Source organism: Parabacteroides leei, assembly GCF_023369805.1.
In the GTDB taxonomy this organism is placed as follows: domain Bacteria; phylum Bacteroidota; class Bacteroidia; order Bacteroidales; family Tannerellaceae; genus Parabacteroides; species Parabacteroides leei.
The window spans coordinates 18,600-37,163 of the sequence record NZ_JAMBQG010000006.1 but is presented as its reverse complement, the minus strand read 5'-3'; the positions used below and the strand labels follow the sequence as shown (position 1 = coordinate 37,163).

13 protein-coding genes are annotated in these 18,564 nt (G+C 46.5%); 2 read left to right on the top strand and 11 right to left on the bottom strand.

The genetic code is table 11. The features are described 5' to 3' along the window. Nucleotides 1-45 precede the first annotated feature (45 nt). From M1P97_RS10460 to M1P97_RS10430, 7 genes are all read right to left on the bottom strand, one after another. On the bottom strand, nt 46-5,604 hold the full coding sequence (locus M1P97_RS10460; RefSeq protein ID WP_249389043.1) for a T9SS type A sorting domain-containing protein: 5,559 nt from the start codon (nt 5,602-5,604) through the stop codon (nt 46-48). A gap of 12 nt (nt 5,605-5,616) precedes the next feature. After that, the gene (locus tag M1P97_RS10455) at nt 5,617-7,008 is read right to left on the bottom strand and encodes a hypothetical protein (protein WP_195375192.1); all 1,392 of its coding nucleotides are present in this window, start codon (nt 7,006-7,008) and stop codon (nt 5,617-5,619) included. Next, on the bottom strand, nt 7,005-8,027 hold the full coding sequence (locus M1P97_RS10450; protein ID WP_249389042.1) for a FimB/Mfa2 family fimbrial subunit: 1,023 nt from the start codon (nt 8,025-8,027) through the stop codon (nt 7,005-7,007). The genes M1P97_RS10455 and M1P97_RS10450 overlap by 4 nt, the downstream gene beginning before the upstream one ends. 20 nt (nt 8,028-8,047) lie before the next feature. Next, on the bottom strand, nt 8,048-9,934 hold the full coding sequence (locus M1P97_RS10445; RefSeq protein WP_249389041.1) for an Mfa1 family fimbria major subunit: 1,887 nt from the start codon (nt 9,932-9,934) through the stop codon (nt 8,048-8,050). Nucleotides 9,935-9,958: 24 nt separating this feature from the next. Next, nucleotides 9,959-11,389, bottom strand: coding sequence for a DUF3868 domain-containing protein (locus M1P97_RS10440; RefSeq protein ID WP_195375195.1), 1,431 nt, complete (start codon nt 11,387-11,389; stop codon nt 9,959-9,961). A gap of 13 nt (nt 11,390-11,402) precedes the next feature. After that, complete coding sequence (locus M1P97_RS10435; RefSeq protein ID WP_195375198.1) at nt 11,403-11,996, bottom strand: DUF3575 domain-containing protein; 594 nt, start codon at nt 11,994-11,996, stop codon at nt 11,403-11,405. 628 nt (nt 11,997-12,624) lie between these two features. Continuing rightward, the gene (locus M1P97_RS10430; RefSeq protein WP_249389040.1) at nt 12,625-13,608 is read right to left on the bottom strand and encodes a tyrosine-type recombinase/integrase; all 984 of its coding nucleotides are present in this window, start codon (nt 13,606-13,608) and stop codon (nt 12,625-12,627) included. A gap of 250 nt (nt 13,609-13,858) precedes the next feature. On the opposite strand from M1P97_RS10430, the gene M1P97_RS10425 reads away from it, so the two are divergent. Continuing rightward, on the top strand, nt 13,859-14,509 hold the full coding sequence (locus M1P97_RS10425) for an outer membrane beta-barrel protein (RefSeq protein ID WP_195375511.1): 651 nt from the start codon (nt 13,859-13,861) through the stop codon (nt 14,507-14,509). Nucleotides 14,510-14,538: 29 nt separating this feature from the next. Then, nucleotides 14,539-14,979 carry a hypothetical protein gene (locus M1P97_RS10420; protein WP_249389039.1) on the top strand — a complete coding sequence of 147 codons (441 nt, stop codon included), beginning with the start codon at nt 14,539-14,541 and terminating at the stop codon, nt 14,977-14,979. On the opposite strand, the gene nhaA is transcribed toward M1P97_RS10420, so the two are convergent. The 4 genes from nhaA to M1P97_RS10400 form a co-directional block, all read right to left on the bottom strand. Next, nucleotides 14,980-16,332: a Na+/H+ antiporter NhaA gene (gene nhaA / locus M1P97_RS10415; protein ID WP_195375510.1), complete on the bottom strand. Its 1,353-nt coding sequence runs from the start codon at nt 16,330-16,332 to the stop codon at nt 14,980-14,982. Nucleotides 16,333-16,392: 60 nt separating this feature from the next. Next, the gene (locus tag M1P97_RS10410) at nt 16,393-17,598 is read right to left on the bottom strand and encodes a cation:proton antiporter family protein (RefSeq protein WP_075557180.1); all 1,206 of its coding nucleotides are present in this window, start codon (nt 17,596-17,598) and stop codon (nt 16,393-16,395) included. Between the two features lie 103 nt (nt 17,599-17,701). Continuing rightward, nucleotides 17,702-18,298 carry an IMPACT family protein gene (locus tag M1P97_RS10405; RefSeq protein ID WP_249389038.1) on the bottom strand — a complete coding sequence of 199 codons (597 nt, stop codon included), beginning with the start codon at nt 18,296-18,298 and terminating at the stop codon, nt 17,702-17,704. Nucleotides 18,299-18,301: 3 nt separating this feature from the next. After that, nucleotides 18,302-18,520 (bottom strand): hypothetical protein, encoded by a 219-nt coding sequence (locus M1P97_RS10400; RefSeq protein ID WP_028726734.1) that lies wholly within the window; start codon nt 18,518-18,520, stop codon nt 18,302-18,304. Nucleotides 18,521-18,564: the final 44 nt, after the last annotated feature.

Genomic DNA, 18,564 nt, shown 5'->3' with positions numbered 1-18,564 from the left:
TGCTTTTTTTAGGCACGGATTACACGAAACACTATTACTTCACTTTTACTTCACTTCTACCTTATCGCTGACAGCCTGCGAACCGCTTTCGGCGCGGACAACGTAGAAGCCCGGTGCGAGGTGGTCGACAAAGGCGGTCGGCGTGTTCAGGTTGCGCAAGGTGCGCAGGGCACGGCCGGCAATGTCGTAGACCGTCACTTCGTTCAGTGGATCAACAGAAGATATATCGATCCGTCCGGGGGCACTGTTGTAGAAAATGATGCGGCCCTGGGCAATGATCTCGTTCGACGTGGCGATGGAGCCGTTCAGGAAGTAGCGTCCGGAGGTGTTGCCCGGAACGGTCAGCGTCAGGCCGTCGGTCACGTCATAGCGCTTGCCGGTTTGTTTGTCTATCAATTTCACGTTCTTCATGGCACCCGACAGTTTGAAGCTCAGCTCTACCGGGGTCGCGTCTTTGCCGTGGATGCCGACCGGTATTTCGTTCAGCTCCGGTGTCACGTTGATGGCCGTCATCTGGCTACCGGCAAGGGTATAAACCTGCGGTGCGGCGACTTCCTCGTTAATCAGCAAGGCGGCATCTTCCCCCTCCACATAGCTGTCCGAAGCGGTAACCAAACCGGCAACGACGGCGGTGTTGCGTACACCGTCACGGGTGGCGGTGATGCGTAATTGCGGCAGGGGGTCTTCGGCCGGGGCAGCGGTGGCGGAGCGCAAACCGATATTAGTACCATTTGCCGGGGCTTTCGCAATCATCTTGGTGTTGAAAGTGGCAGAAGGCAAATCCGGAACGATGAATGATTGGAGAGGGGCGACAAACTTCGGATCTGCGTCACTTGTTGATATGGAATATTGATCACCCAAGATATTGGCTGTTGTACCGGTAGCGGTCATGATATAGTAGGTATTTTGTGACTTACCGTTTAAGAACTTCTCCATATCCAGATGCGACATGAACGGGTTACCGAACATACCGCCTGTAGAGGAAACCTCACAAAACTCAATAGCGTTCTGTCCTTTTTCATCAGGGCTGATATGGAAGCGGCCGTTACCTTCACGATTTGTCAACTTTGTTTTATCTCCTTCTGTACCATTATTACTACCATAATACATATATTCAGTATCAGCCTTTGGCAGACGAAACAATACTTTATCGTTAGTTAATGTAGTAGTTCTATCCGTCTTCGTCCCAATCGAGAATCCTGTACCCGGCGTAAACGGAACATTTACATCGTTATACAGGTTCGACCAATTACCTATAAATCCATAATTAACTTGATTATTAGAACCAGTACCTGGACGAACAACTGTTGCACTAGCTTTATCCCATCCGCGCATATAGACGGCAGGTGCCCAACGGGTATAATTTGTATTATTCCCATAGGTAATATCATCAAACGCCGGTGTCTCCTGGCGTGCATACTTACCTACACTTGTACCTGTCGGTAAATACATATCCCCCGACACCACGCCTTTCAAAGGAGAAGCGAGCATATACCAGCGGTTCGGAGCCATTTCGTAGTCTACCCGTGCCGTGTTGTAGGTCAGGTATTCCGTATGCAGGATTTCCGATTCGGGCTTGATGTAGATATCGTCGCAGGTGTTGCCGTAAAAGCGGACACAAGCGTAAGAATTCCCTTGTGACTTATCCGGATTCGTAGCATTTCCAAATAATTCTTTCTCATAATCCGGATCAGCAAGCAAGTCGTATTCGATGTTCTTAGTGGCGGCACCGATTTCCTTAGAAGCTGTCATATTTAATATAGGCTGGCTCTGTTGCTTTTCCAATTTGTACAAATACGGATAGGCAGCATAAGCTTTACTGTTATTATCTGCAACTGTCACTTTTGTGAAACGCATCGGAGTGTAGGCTTCTTGATGCTTACCGTTTGCCTCGGCACTTTTTCCGCTTGCAGCCGGCATATAAAGCTCGACATCATTAGACCGTCTCCAATGCTTTGGTCCGTCGTTATTCCAGTTGTGCATATTCTCGGCACTACCTACCCACGTCACATATTCGGGGACGATTTTGAGGGTGAGTTGGAAAGAACCGGAATAAGCGGTCTTATCATCTTTGTCCTTTACAGCATAAGGTATATCCACCATATACCAAAAACCTTCTTTGAAGTTGTTAACAGCCTCTTCGGTGAATTTGATTTTGAAATAATTCGTAGCCCAGGCTGCTGTTGTAGCATTATCGACAAGTTCCTCCAGAGTAGCAACCGATTTTGAGTTATTATATTTCGTGTCAGAAGTCTTCAAAACCGTTATATCGGTCTTTGTATCCTTAGCAAATTTCTCACCCTCTGCCGACTTCCGGAAATGAACCGGAATACGCAATGTACCATCATTCTTCTGCATATCTTGTATCTGGACTAATCCGACACGGACAGACCGGACATGTTTACCTCCAAAATCATCCGGTTGGTTCGGATTATTCGGATCTTTGGGGTCCGGGTCTTCAGGGTCTTTGGGATCATCCGGGTCCTCTGGATCGGGCACGTCGGGATCACCCGGCTCGATAGTCGGAGGATTCGGACCTAATTGGATTACGACAGGGTCAGGGCAATACAAATGGTCATCAATCACATTACCATTACCATCTTTTTGTTGAGCTTGTGGCAAACCTATAATTGTTTGGTATTTGTTTGCCATTATGTATTCAAAGGATGGTTGACTAAAGACAAATTTCCCGCTCGCATTGTCTTTACGATATTCTCCTCCATAAGTTGTTAAAGCATTTTTTATAGCCTCACTCCCATCCGGATTCGTAGAAATCTCCCTTAGTGCCTGTGCTATTGTGTATGTTTGACTATTCACAGTCACTGTTGATGCATTAAACTCCACGACATCTCCTATAAACCAATCAAACTTGGCATTTTCTACTGTTTCCCATCCATTTTCACCCAAATAACGGAAATTACCGGCTATTTTATATGTTTTCCCCTGCTCCGCATTTTCCGGCGATGAGATTTCAGTATTCAAATCATCCCCTTCAAATATCTTAAAGCGATCTCCCGTAAGAGAAATACTAAACGGATCTCCGGTTAAAGCACAAGCATCGCACTTAGCAGGCACACTAGGGTGACCTATCGGTTGAGCGGAAATTCTGGCTATATATTTTTTACTGGGATCAAATGACTTACCAATATTAAGAGGAAGAGAATAGATTTTATCTTCCGATGTTTTTCCATCCGAACCAAAAGACGAATCCACCCATTTCATATCTTCCTTACGAGTGGAAAGATAAGACACACGACATGATTCCGGGATGCCGTCACCATCGTAGTCGATTTCAATAGGACTATTTAAATTATCCTCCACATAAACGGAATAATAAATTTTTGTAAAGTATTCTACTGCATCACTTTCGCCATTAGGATATGTTTTACTTATATAATCTTTCAACTCCTGAGGCAACTTGTCATCCCATTCAACATCTTTATTTATACCTTCCACTTTTGCGTTCGCAGTCAACCCCATTACACTCATTATATTACTATAACTTGTTACATATTTGACTGTTTTTAATTCCGTATCACACAAGTCACCGGCTTGGATAATTTCAACTTCCGGCTTTCTTTTGAAGATACGGATGTCGTCAATGGCATAGTCGGCTCCATCGGTGTGGGGCTCGTTGTTTTGGACTTCCAAATAGAATTCGGTACAGCCGGCGATCTCATCTTCCGAAACGGCAAATTTGTAATGGAATTGTTGCCATTTCATGAGGTTATAATTAAATTTATCTTTGGTCTCTGCTTTTACATTAGGAGCATTTGAATGACCAAGCTTATTATCTCTATAATCCGTCAATGCATCTCCTGTTGTAAAACGATGAAGAACAACTTCTTCTTGACCTTTTACTCCTTTTAATATTATATTCAAATTTGGAGCCAACGGAAGAGGATTGCCATCAGCCCATACGTCACATCCCGGGCGCGTCATATCGGCTAACCATCCGGTTACGGTCAACTCCGTATTTCCACAAATAGAACCTTCTATTGGTACAGATACCAAAGTACCAGGTTCATCCGTTGCATCAATATAACAAAAATAACCGTATTTTGCCGCCCCTGCTTCCTTTGTTACTGTATAAGTTCGATCATACAATTCTCTGTTTTCATAAATTTTATTTCCATATTTGTATACATCTTCTATATAAGGTGTTACCCACTTATAGTATCTATTTACATCGCCAGTAGAACAAAGATCATCATGTTTAGACTTACCTTCAACATTCGCACTTCTAAACAAGCCATACATTCCAGGATATGAAGTATAACACTTTGAATTTTGGTCTAATAGGGACTTACCATTTATATATATAAATCCATAACTTGTTTCAGACTGGTTGAAAGAGCCCAAAGGACTATTTGACATATTATCACCTGCTTGAATCTCATTTACAATAGACTTTTGGTCAAAATCAACAATACCTATTTGTTCATATTTCTTAATATTCCCTCTGGGCCATCTATCACTATCCTTATTTATCTCATCTTCCAATATGAACTTGGCATTCTCAATGGGATGAAAATTGAAAGTGGCAATAACCCCACTTTGATGGGGAGTGTTTTCATTACAAATGGCTCGTATATCAACCTTAAAATCATTTTTAAGCGCATCGTTTATTTCTATTTTCTGCGTCTGTTGCAAATCCAAGTCTGCCTTTCTTGTTACAAGATGAAAATCTTTAAAATCGGCATCATTATCACTATTTATTCGATATTGAAATTTTGATCCTTGGTGAACCTTCCCATCGTTCCAAAAATAATTATCCGGTGTATAAGGCATAGATAAGTTTATAGATTCTGCATCTTTCGGAAAATCGATATAATAAATTGTTTTCTCCTGAATATAAGAAGGACACTCTTCCGCTTTTTTAATTACATACTTGTATCGTTTAAGCAAGGTGGGTTCTGCATATGTTCCTTTGATATCAGAAGAACTTGAAGGTGTCCAAATTCCATCCTGATAAACACTTACATCACAATACACAACATCACCATCTGCATAGTCGTTCGGCAATGTATAGGCAATAGTAGAGGCATCGATTCCTAGACCACGCTTATATTCACTCAAAATGCCGTTGGTTTGTTCCGGAATAACATTTGAATCTTTTAATCGATTCGACCAAATTAAGCCATCGGTTTCTTTGACTTTGACAAAATAATCATGTGTTATGTACAGATCCGCATTTCCTGTATTTCCTGCTGATTTTCCATTACATATACTCAAAGATCCACCTCTATTAGCAGACATGTTTTTAGTAACAGTTACTGAGTGATGTCCTATTCTTTCTTTGATAAATTTATCTCCATTTTTTACATACCAATGAACAAACCAGTTGTAAGATTTATCGTTATCGTTCCTCGTATTTACATTCAACACTGGTATCGACAATACACGTGGCTTAGCCGGATCAACATAAATAATCTCTTCTTTCACATGAACTTTATCATGATCTTCTGAAAACTTTAGGCTAATCACCGGTCTATTCGTCGTTTCCTGTCCCCAAGCCATCCCAACGCCCCCGCCTGTCAGCAGGGCGAACGACAAGAACAGCATCCGGAGCCATCTGTCATATATTATTTTATTTCGTTTCATCGTATTCTGAATTTAGTTTTTATCTGTTGTCAGTTCAAATAGATCTGCAAAGCGTAACTGGATTTGGAAAGTGGCCAAGACACTGCCGTTGCTCTTTGTCTTTGCTATCAGTTCGAAAGTCGCGCTCTGATCCTTAGTGGCTGCACCGACCATGCGACCGCCTGTTATTTGATAACGTAATGCACCATCTATTGTGGCTTGCTCTATTTTATTAGGAGCTTCCGCCAACAAATCGCCCTTATCTACCTTTCCGATACTCCAAGTTACCTGATCAGAAAGATCCGTTTCTCCACTTTCCTCCTGCGAAAACAACTTTTTAATTATAATCGTAAACGGACCGCCACCATATACCGTGCAAACCAAATCGGTTATACCATCGCTTGTAACCGAAGACTCCGGATACCCTCCGATCGGCGGATTCTCATTGCTTACGGCTAAAAGCGTCAATTTATAAGGCGTAAACTCGATATTCAGGTTCCAAAAATGGTTGCGGGGGATCTGGCGAAGAGCGGTGTACTTTGTTCCTTGATGGGGGTTATCATCATCTGTTGGATGTTTGTCACTACTCGTTTCCAACTCCACCTTAAAACCGTCGGCTGCTTCCGATTCGTTCACGTAATACCAATCGGATTCTATGGATTCGCTTGCTGCAAGTTGTTTGTTTTCTTCGAAAGGCTTGTCAATCGAATAACCGTCTCCCGTCAGAGCCAAAAACTTGTCCGCTTCAAAAAGATTTCCTGCCGTGTTGAACTTACCTAAAGCCAACTTTGTAACGGTAATCGGATGGCTCGTTCTGTTGAGCATCTTGACTTTCAAACGACTTACTAAACGAACCAAATAAATCGGTTTCACCCCTTTTGCCGGAACCCACTCTTCCAGCACGCTCATGGGGAGGAATTTTGATGTCTTAGAAATGTCATTAACACCGGATTCCCAAGAAACGGAAGCGGGAAGTGGCGGCATATCTAGTCCTTCCGGTGTATTTACAACATTTCCCAACGGATTGTTTTTTAGCGACTCCCAGTTGGCAAACGCATAAATCTTCTTTGGGCCGCCGGTAATCTCAAAAGAACCGGACTTCCAGCTTGTCAGTTCGCCTTTCTCCGCCTGTTCATCACCTGTCAAATCCGGTTGGAATTTCTTTTCAATCTCGCCGGAAGCGTTGACGATAAACACTACCAACGAGTTGATCTGTTCGCCGGGCAAGGCATTTACATCTGCGGCTTTCGTCTGCAACGACTTCGAAGCATCGGAAACGCCCACCTGCAAATCCACCTCCACCATTTCGGGAAGGTCGGGTTCGCCCCCCGCCCCCCGTTCGCCACTCACGCAACCGAACGCGATGAGAGCAAGCAGGCTGGCAAGCAGCGGCAGGTTCTTGTATTGATTCAGTCGGCTTTTCATAATCCCATCTCCTCATTACCAAGTGTCACGTCTTCGAGGCGGACGATCCAGTCGTCCACTACCACGTAAAGGCAGTGTGCCCGTCCACCGGCAATATCCACGTAGGCGGTGAGCACATATTCGTCCTGACGGTCCAGGTATTCCTGCCCCGGCAACTTGTGCGAAGCGATCTGCGTCAGTTTCAACAGACCTGCCAGGTCGACGTTGATGAACGGCGTCTTTTCGCTTGCATAGCGGACACTCAGCGTACCGGTCGCGTTGTCGATCAGGCGCAAAGTGTTCAGTTCGGTGCAGACGGCATCGTATGAAACGGTCGCATTATCAGCCGACTTGACCGTTTCCACCTGTTGCAGGTAGGGCTGCCAGGTGATGCGTGTGGCGGATTGCGGTTCGTTGTGCGCGTCAAGGTCGCTGTTCGTGGTGGTGACCACGAAGTCGAACGCGTCTTCCTCCAGTTTCGTGCCCCGGTTGGCATCCACCAGGATGAAACGGATTTTGTTGGTGTTCTTCACCAACGGAAACTCGGTGTCGGTCGCTCCGCCTACAGGGATCGTGTAGTCGAGTTCGCCCTGGAAGAGGCCCGACAACTCGCGGTCCACGCGGTTTTTAGCCGCCTTCACCGCCATGCGGAAATCATCGATGGAAGAGCCGGCGGCAGGTTCCGTCCAGGTATAATCCGTATCGTTCAGCCCCGCCCAGGCAAGCAGGCGGTAGTCGCCCGGAGCCAATTCGCTGAGGTCTACTTCGTTCTTTTTCAGTTCCTCGCCCTCGATCAGCCGGGAAGAAAGGAACGCGCCCTTGTCGTCGTAGATGTAGAGGCGGACGTTCTTTTCGCGCTCCTGGTTCACCATTTCGTAGGCAAACGCGTCGGCGTGTTTGATGTTGTGCCGGTAGACGAAACGGAGCGTGTGCCGGCAAAGAGGCAGTTCGTTATGGATGTAATCACATGAAGAGAGTCCGGCAAGGCCGAGAACCGCCAGCACCGGGAATAAAAGGTATAGTATCTTATGGTATTTCATTGTTCTCCTGTTTTTATACATTAAAAATAAATCGTTTCGTCCGGTAGCGATCCCCAAGGTCTGACAATCACTTCGATCTTGATTTTTTCCGGTTCATCGGGTTTGTCCGGATCTTCGGGGTCTTTCGGATCATCCGGTTTATCCGGATCTATCGGCTCCTCGGGATCGAACGGCGGTTCGTAGGGAATGTCGTCCCCCAGGCCGTAGAAGTCGCGGATGCGCAGCTTGTAGACGTTGTTGCGCACAATGGCATACTCCATGATCCCCTTCGACGGGGCATTATTGTTGGAATGACGGATCCAGTGCGTGTAGAAACAAACACCGTCCACGTAGGTATGCAGACCATAGCGTGCCAACAGACGGCGCGTGTCTTTACCGCCCTGATTGACCTGCGGCGTGCCGTCCGTACGTGAGGCATATCCGAACGTCGTATACATATATTCCTTCCACGCCAATGTCGAAACTTCGGCAGCAGTCAGGGCAGCCGATGATTCCTTGTCTTTCAACTGCCTTGAAAGGAAACGGCGGTATCCGGTCGGGTCGCCCTCCTTCAAGCTCGATGCCAGCGAACGCACGTCGCCCCAGGTCTTGCCCGTGAAGTCGTAAGTAGAGACGTCCAACGCCCCTTCGGTGAAAGCCAGCATCGCTGCTTCGGGCGAACCGTATATCGCGCCCCCGAAAGCGAAGAAGGTAAACGGCGAACCGTCCAGTCCTTTGCGGTAGTCGGTCGTGCCGGTGGCGGGATCGTAGAAGAGGCACTTTCTAGGTCCGTATAATGTCCTGAACACCACGCCTGTACAATAGTAAGGCGACTGGTCGGCACGCGCCACCGTATTTTCTTTCGTGTAGCCCACGCGGTACCATTCGCCCACGCGGTCGCCCATGCCGTTGGTGAAACGCCAGTTACCTGCCGAAGTACCGAAACTCATAAAGTAGTTTTCATAGAGGGCTTCGGCCGGTTTGCCGTCCGAAGCGGGACGCTCCGGCCAGTTGGGGTTGAACATCTCGCTGTTAACATTCGCCATCGTCTTGTATCGGCTCCACGGGTCGAGCACGTAGTTGGTCTGGTGGTCGCCCCATTCAGGCAGCTCCAGGCCTAAAAACTCAACTGCGCTTGCCGGTCCGAACGCATCGTCGGCCACCGCTCCGACCACTCGTTTGACCATGAACGAACCCGCATCCAGCTTATTGACGATCATGGCACCGGTAATCGACACACGGGCCGCTCCCGCCGTCTTGTCCATCACGTCGAAATAGTCATGTACCGGCAGGTAGTCGATGCGTGCCGCATGACGTTCCACCTCGACCGTTGCGGAAGCGGGGTTATCGATCGTGTTGTCACCGCAGATGTAGACCTTCTCGTCCAGATGACCGTCCGACGCCATCACGAAATGTGAATACTCGCCGTTTCTTTCCATCCACGCACGCTTTTGCAGGAAGTCACGCACTTCTCCGAGCGTCAAGTCCTTGAGCTGCGGGCGGATGTTGCCGGTGTTGGTGATAACCAGCAGGTCGTACCATCCGGCGGGCAGTCCCACCAGCACCGGTTCGGTACGGTTGTCGCCCTGCATGGCGTCGCGGTCGAGATAGATGATCTTGTCGATCGGTGTCGAGGCGGGCGAGTTCACCCCCTCCGTCCCCCGGTAGAAGAGCAGCATCAGGTCATCGATGCGTGTCTCGTAGTCCTGTCCCGGCTCGTAGCCGTCGCCGTTCTCGCCCCCTGTCGGGTTCGAACGGGTGAGTGGCGCCTTGGCATCCGGGCAATGGAGCGTCAGGCTGAAATAGTTCTCCTCGACCGACTTGTCGCCGCCATCGTCCCGTTCCGTACGAAACTCGTCTGAACAGCCGACCAACAAAAGGCCGCCGACTGCACAGGCATATACCAATAATTTATGTGTAATATTCATACCCTATCATTTTTTGAAAATTACTCATTCTGCACGCTTCGCCTTGATTTGTTCGAGGTTCGCACGAGCTGCTTCGCCTGCTACCGAGCTGTTTTGCAACGTTTTCAAGATGGTTTCCGCACCGTCCAGGTCGCCACGCAGCATCCGGACGGAGGCAAGCGCCAACTGTTTCTCGTCGCCTTCGGCAGCTTTCGCAAGGTAACTTTCCGCACGGTCCAACTGGCCCGTCCGAATGGCGGTGTTGGCGGCATTCAAATTAGACACCGGATCGTCGGGGAACATGCGGACGGCGATTTCGAATACTTCGTTATACTTCTCGCTGCCGGCTTCGAAAAGCTGTGCCACCATGAACATTTCGTTCAGGCTCAATTTCTTCGGGTCGGTATAGATCAGCGACTTCGCCTCTTCGGCAGTGAAGTTACGGATGTTGTATTTCACCACATAATCCGAGTGACGCAAAGCGGGATAGATGTCACGCAACAGGATCTTGTAAGAGGTACCGCCGTTCAGCACCTTCAACTTCAGTTCCTTCTTGTCCATGTCGCGCGGTTCCGGGTTGCGGATGATGGCGAGCAGTTCCGCCTTGTCGGGCAGGTTCATATCTTCCAGCCGCTTTTCCAGACCTTCCCAGTCTTCCGGCTCGAAGTCGACGCTGAACGTGGCATGTTCGAAGCGGTAGAGGCTTTTCACGTAGTCGCGCAGTGCCTTGGCACGGTTTTCTGCTAAATAGGTGTTGTTGGCGTAAGTTCCTTCGGGAGAGGCGAAACCTTTGATCCACACCTCCGTGATGGTGGCGTAGGGATCATCCTTCACCGACTCGATCGTGGCACGGATGGCGGCCAGTTCGCGCGGGTTGTTGCGATAGTCGGGATAGATCGTAATCTTGTTGACCGGGAAGTCGAGGAACGCCTTGCCTTCGATCGAACGCGCCTTGACCGCTTCGGCTTCGGGCGTACGGTAGGCGAGCTGCGGTTTCAGGACAACCGGTTCGGCCATGTTGATCGGGAAGAGCGGTGAGCGGTCGTTCTGCAATGCCTCCCAACCGCAACCGCATTCGTCGATAACAAGGGCGACTTCCGACTTCTTCATCCACGGAGCCATCGGCGTGCGGGTGGTGTATTCGAAGGTCTGCGGCTTGCCGTTCTCGCGGCGCAGTTCGTATTCGTCGTGTGTCGTATAGGTGCGGTCGGTCCGTTCATATAGGATGTGGCGGTCACGACCGCTGACGATGACCGGCGTCAGGGGACGGATACTGTCGCCCGCCGAGATGACCGGCGTGCAGACCAGGCTGCGGTCTGAAGGAACCTTGATTTCGCCGAAGTCGAGTGTCATGCCGATCACGAGAGTGCCATCCGACTTCTCTACAATCTTGTCCTTGATTTTGATTTCCTGTGCCTGCAAGGCGGCTGCCGCCAGCAGGCTTGTCACGATCAGTATATGTTTGTTCATTTTCATAAAGCGCTCCTATTTAGAATTGATAAATCAGGTTGATAGCGGCCTGCGTGGGACCGAAATAGTGCTTCTTGACATACTCCTGGCGGCGTCCGCAGTTGGTACAGGGGTACTTTTCCGATTCGAGGTAGAGATAGCCCACGCCAACAGTCGCTTCCAGGTTCCAGTGCTTGGAGAGCAACCAGGAATACCCATAGCTGACACCTACACCCGCGCCCCAACCCTGGTGGCGTTCGTTTTCGGTACCGAGCAGCTTGATGTCCGATACATTATATAATATGTACGGGACATGTAGCCCGATGAAATGTTTGTAAAATGTTTCACAGAACCAATAGCGCATCTCCGGATGCAGCCTCCAATGTTTGAGAGATTTGCCATAGCTTCCGTCATCTTTCTTTCCGTCGAACGGATTAAGGCCGGTTTCTATGTCCAGGCTCCAGTGACGTGCCAGGCGGAACTCCGCACCGGCATTGAAAGTTGCCATTGCTCCCCAATATGGAATATTGGTCTTGATCCCGACGGTCGAACCTTTTTCTCCGGTCAACCTGTCCTGTGCGTAGAACGACAGAGGGATCACAAACAGGAACATCATCAAGATAAGTTTTCTCATCATACTAGTTATTGTTTTATTATAGTTATTTTATTCGCCGATTCAAAAATCGCGGAGTAAAGGTTCTAATACCAGGCGAACTCACCTTGCACAAGCCGAGAGTCTGTTTGTCGAAGGCGTTTGTTACAGGATATAAAGAATATAGTTGCTATATATGTTTCCGAGAGAAACATTTTCCTGTTTTTTTATGTTTTCATTCCTCATAATGAACCTAAACTTATTTATGAAATAAGTTAGGCTTGTCCATTTTAGAGTATAAATTCTAAAGAAACGACAGCTATTATGAAGAGTAGAAAACCAGCAATGGAAGCTCAAGCATGTTTAATTCTACAAAAAAGGTAAGGATATCTTTACTAAAGAAAAGTTAAAGCATGATGGGGTTAACCGGCTATGTCTAAACATTCTTCCATTTAATATTAGTATAGACTTAGCGGTTGAATTTATATAAAATATAGTATAAATTTCGAGTAGTCTTTATTTAGCCTGAAAACAAACCTAAAGATATAGATAAAATAGTAAGAAATTGTTTCCATTTTAACAACTAATATCTTAACTTTGCATTCAGTAATCATTTTGAGATGAATGATAATGCGTGATTTTCAAAAGACTTTATGATATTATTCTTATTTCATAAATAAGTTCCTTCTATCCGATAAACTCCTCTTCCTTTTTGTTTGTTTATCAGTATTTTACTAATGGGGGCCGTAATCTTTTGATTGGCCTCATCCAGTTCCGGCTGTTCCATCCGATTAAAATATCCGCGGGTTGTCTTTTCATTGGTATGTCCCAATGCCTGGCTGATCACGGCGATGTCCACATGTAAACGACGAGCCTCCGAAGCCCAGGTATAACGCATTACGTAAGAGGTCAGGTTATCAGAAATCGACAGAAGCCGACCCACTTCTTTCAATGCAGAATTATGATTAGAGAGCATCCCCTTGTATTGCCGATAAGTAGCAGATGCAAACATCACAGGAAAAAGATAATTCCTTTCGGAAGACTCATATTTATGAATAATTTGCCACATACCGGAAGTAATCTCAATACATATCTCGATCCCCGTTTTATGACGGTTGTATACTATAGCTTGTCCTCGGATATTCTTTCGAGTCAGACGAACCATATCGGCAAAAGGCATGCCATAAGCCATGAAACTGAATAGTGCCAAATCGGTAGCCAGAGTTAGATCGGGACGGTCGCGAAAATCAGCTGTCGCCATTTTCTTTACTTGCCGGTCAGATAACGTTTTTTTGACTGTCAGATCGCGTTTCAGTTTCAGCTTATGAAACGGATGATACTTCATTTTAAACGGCTGTTCGTCGAAAGCCGCATTGTAGACAGCCCTCAGGCTACTCAGATAACTATTAATCGTATTGATCTTTAATCTTTTTGCCTGCAAATAGGTCTGAAAGTCATTTAACAAAGTGGGAGTCAGATCACGAATCGGCATATCCTTGTTTCTCTGAAATCGGTAAAAATGACGACCGACTGCCAAATAGAGGTCAGCTGTACTGTTTTTACCCATCTGTTGTTTACTTTCCGCCCGTTGCCGAATATAGTCGTACAACAAAGGGCCTTTTCTTTTTCGATTGTTTTCTTGTGTTACTTTCATTACCATACTATTTATAAACTCACCCATCACCGTCCTTACAACGGCAGATACGCCCCCCAAAGATATCCATCCCTAGCTCCTTTTCCAAATAAAAAGGAGCCGATCCGGTCGGTCGCTGACAAATGTTTATCCATAAAACAAAGGCGCTGCCCCTGTCAGAGGTTTGCGCCTTTCGTTTTTTAACTAAACGGCGTATCTGATCAACCGATAATCTTTTATATATTTGTGCCACATATAAACTCTAATTCTTATGAAGCCCAAAAAGTTTCTTTATCTGACCACATTCTGTATATTACTAATTTCGGGTTACTTACATGCTGAAGAACCAACGGATAAGATGCATTCTGTATCTCTACATCTGGGATATGCAAATATGCCAGGTGGGACAGCCGGTTTGACAAATCCGGCACATAGCTATGAGCGGGATCTCTGTTCGGGAATCTCTTGGGATGCACAATACTATTTACATCCTTTCAGATGGATCGGCTTCGGTTTTCTTTATTCCGGATATAGTTCGAAAGGCTCTTTAGAGCATAGTTCCGATCATGTATATACACATTATATCGCACCGCAGTTTGCTTTCTATTGTTTAAGTAGCGAACGGATGAATGTACGCCTGAATCTAGGTACCGGTTACCTGCGTTATAAAAATAACAGTATGGTATACGAAAAAGAGCGTCGTGTATCCGGGGGACGTATTGCCGGGAATATCGGGGCTAATGCAGAATATATGCTAACGCCTCGCTGGGGTATTTCAGCTGATATACAATATGTATTTACTAATCTCAGGAAAGTTAATTCCAGATATCACGGAGAGACAATCCAGGTCAAGTTCCCGTCGGAAGACCGGCTGAAAGTCTCCAGACTAAACATATCGTTGGGTCTCGGATATCATTTCTAATTATAAGCAACCATTAAATTCGTCACATCATGAAAAAATATATATTCCTTTTATGCTTTCTGTCCTTTCTTTTCTCCTGCACAGAAGATGAAACAGTGGATGTCACCGTGATGCCGGAAGAGACAACCACCGGTGCCGAGACTTTCGGATGCCTGGTTGACGGCTGGTTATATGTCGGCGGCAGATACAGCACCTTCAATAACCCCTCTATCAATTTCGATTATATATCCAACGATGAAACCATGCATGTCAAAGTATGGGTAAAGCCAGACCTGGCCATCAGCTTCTGCATAGAAAACCCGGTCGAGAACCAGGAGATTCCTTACACTTCATTCTCATGGGGAAATGAAAAGCTACCCGACGGAAAGGTTTTTATTACCCGATACGACAGCAACTCACAGATCATCAGCGGACGCTTTGAAGGCGAACGTGTGACGTTCGGACGTTTCGATGTACATTATAGTGAATAACTATACTACATTCTTCGGCAGCACCTTCTTCAAAATCAGATAACCACAGAGGCCGGAGATGAATGAGCCGGCAAAAACACCGAGTTTTGCCTGGTTCAATAAATCGATGCCGGTATCACCCATGCCGGTAAAGGAGAGGTTGGCGATAAACAGCGCTACTGTAAATCCGATACCACCCAGCATGGATACACCGAATAAATTCATACGGGTCATTCCTGTCGGTAAAGAGCCCATACTCGTACGGGCAAAAAGATAGGTGAAAGAAAAAATTCCCAGTGTCTTTCCGATAAACAGACCGGCAACAACAGCCAACGGAACATTTACCAACGATGCCGGCTGGATATCGCCAAACGTAACACCCGCATTGACAAACGCAAACAAGGGAAGGATCAGGTAGTTTACCAACGGATGCAGCTTGTCGGCAATACTCTGCAACGGACTGATCGTTCTATCGGCCAACGAGTGTATATTATTCAGAACCTGTATCTGTGTCGGTGTCAGTACCGCCGCTTTCTTGGATTGGCGAACCTCCGTATAATCCAGCATGTTCAGATAGCCGGTCATATCGCAGGTGAAGTCGTTCAGGTTGATCTTCGGACGGGCAGGGACGGTGAATGCCACCAACACACCGGCTATCGTCGGATGAATGCCCGATTCAAGGAACAACACCCATACGAAGAAACCGACAACGTAATAAAACAGGTTATTATTTATCCGCATCTTCCCTCCTACATATAATAATGCAAGCAAGGCCAGCGAAATCAACAACGGCTGATAGGCAATATCCCCGCTATAAAATAAAGCAATAATAATTATACCGCCAATATCATCGACAACCGCCAGTGCCGTCAGGAAAATTCGCATTCCCAGAGGCACCCGTTTACCCAACAGTCCCAAAACGGCCAGAGCAAAAGCAATATCGGTAGCCATCGGGATAGCAGCACCACGTATTTCCGGGGAGGTGTTACAAACAAGGATATAGAAAAGAACCGGTACGATCATACCACCGCAAGCAGCTATGACCGGAAGGATTGCCTTACGCATCGAACTAAGTTCACCTATCAAGACCTCTTGCTTGATCTCTAATCCGATCACGAAAAAGAATACAGCCATCAGGGCATCATTCACAAAGGCCAGCATCGGCATCGGTTCACCGTGGTGCGAAAACATTCCAAATTTGCCGATCTGAAGATCGATAGGATAAGACAAGATGTGATGATAAGCATGCGCCCAGGGAGAATTTGCCAATATCATAGCCAGTATAGTGGCCATAAACAATAGAAAACTGGCACTCGATTTTTGTGTAGCGAATCGGCGCAATGGTTTCAGGATAACATTAATAGTACGATCCATTCTGTATTTAAAGTTTGCGGAGACAGCTTGCTGCCCTGTCTCCGTTTATTATTCTAACTCTTATTCTTTTTGTTGCTTCTCTGCCATTTCAAGCTGATAGGCGCTGCGGGTAAGTTTCTCCACCCAGACTACAAATATACCAGTTAAAATTAAATTAAACACAATAGTAAGCACAGAAATCATCAGGGCCGGCCCACCAAGATTGTAACCCAGGGCAATAAATATGATCCCTGCTCCTACTTCACCGCGTGTAAACATGCCGATGGACAGTGCCAAACGTTCACGTTTGCGTCTGTCACGGTAAAAGAACAGCGGGAATAACTTTCCGATATTCGACAGGAAAGAAACGATAAGGACATGCAGCAGGATCATCGGCCACGACATCATGGGCTGTGCTCCTGTTATCGTTGCCGCTTCAGCCGATTGTTTCGCAAAGTCGATACCGAAAAACACCGGCATACTGACTCCCACCAGGAACATGAACAGGAAAGATATGGCCGTTGCCACATTATGCTCGACTTTTGTATCGATATGCTTATGTTTCATGATCATACCCAATACGAATGCCGGCAACAGCACTTCAATATGGATACTGGCTTCTTCGCCATAGAAATGTTTCGAAATTAGATAAACACCCTGGGTAATGGCCAACGTTATAACCGCATAGAGCAGGATCGCCTTCCAGTCCTGACGCATATTATAAGCACCCATCTTTTTCCATCCGAGCATAAGCAGTACCATCACGATCAGGATAATGACTCCCAATTGCCAACGTAACCCCACCATCATGATCTGAAGCGGGATCATCAATAAAATGGTGTCGAGGTCGTCGAAGATAGCCAGCACCTGCACTTTTTTATAGACCCAGGAGGCTTTTAATCCGGCAGCGGCAAGCATGGTAAATAAGATACCCGCCGATGTAGGTGCGGCAAAACGACTTAACAGCAGGTTTTCTTTCCAGGCTTCGCCACTCGACCAGTAGATATCGGGAAGCAGGACGAACATATAATACAATGCGACAAATATCCAGGGAAAAGCAGCGGTAGCCATTGCTATAAAGTAATCCTCCGTGTAAGATCTCCACCGGGTTTTGTCCATTTCAAACTCCCGCCCTACATTTATCATAATAAAGGCCAGGCACACATACAATAGTGTATTGGATACTGTCTTCACCATCGAATAACTCTCTCCTACCATCGTAGGAAGAAATTGCGACACGACCAGACCAATCACTAAGAAAAAAGAAAATAAAAGAATCTTCTTCATTATTCTATCAGCTATTTTTTGTTTAGATTTTGAGAGAACAAAATTAAGAAAATCCTCTCAAATCGAAAATAGCCGATAACCCATGTTTCAGATTATTAATAATTTACTTGAGATACGCCGACTCCACTTTCAGTAATCGATTCTTTAAACGTTCTGCTTCTCCCTTTCGGATACGGAGGGTCATTTCGCAATCCATTTCGAACTTCTGCGATACGATCATAGGATTATCCTCTTTCACTATCCGCATAATTCCGTTCAGATAAGGATATTCGAAAGCGACAGTGATATCTTCATCCACCGTGCGTTCCTCGATCTCGGCTGCGGCAATCGCCTCGGCTGCGGCCGTACGGTAAGCGACGATCAGGCCGCTGGTACCTAACTCTATTCCTCCGAAATAACGAATGACAACAATCAGGATATCGGTTAACTCGTTGGAATTGATCTGCCCCAGGATCGGCTTACCGGCAGTGGACGACGGCTCTCCATCGTCGTTCGACCGGAAAGTCAGACGATCGGCTCCAAGCATATAGGCCCAACAGACGTGGCGGGCATCGTAATATTGTTTACGGTATTTATCCAGTTGCTCCTTCACCTCTTCGACCGTACGCACGGGGATGGCATACGAGATAAAGCGGCTGCGCTTCTCTGTGTAATAGCCCTCTGCTACTTGTTTAATGGTTCTGTAACTGTCGTCTGCCATCGATCAATCCGGAATATGGGTTTGCTGCTCTTCCCGGAAGGCCCGGAAGTCTTTCATTATCTCTTCGATCTCTTCTATGAAGTAAGGATCTTTAACATTTTTCTTTACTTCAGCGTAATATGTTTCAATAGCCGCCAAAGCACATATATCTTGTCCGCGCAGCAGGAAGTAAGGTTCTTCCTTCTCTACGCATTGCTTGATCATTTGGATAGGATTCTTCATATATCTGTCTTTACTTAGTTACTATTCTGTCTTAGTTATGCCGG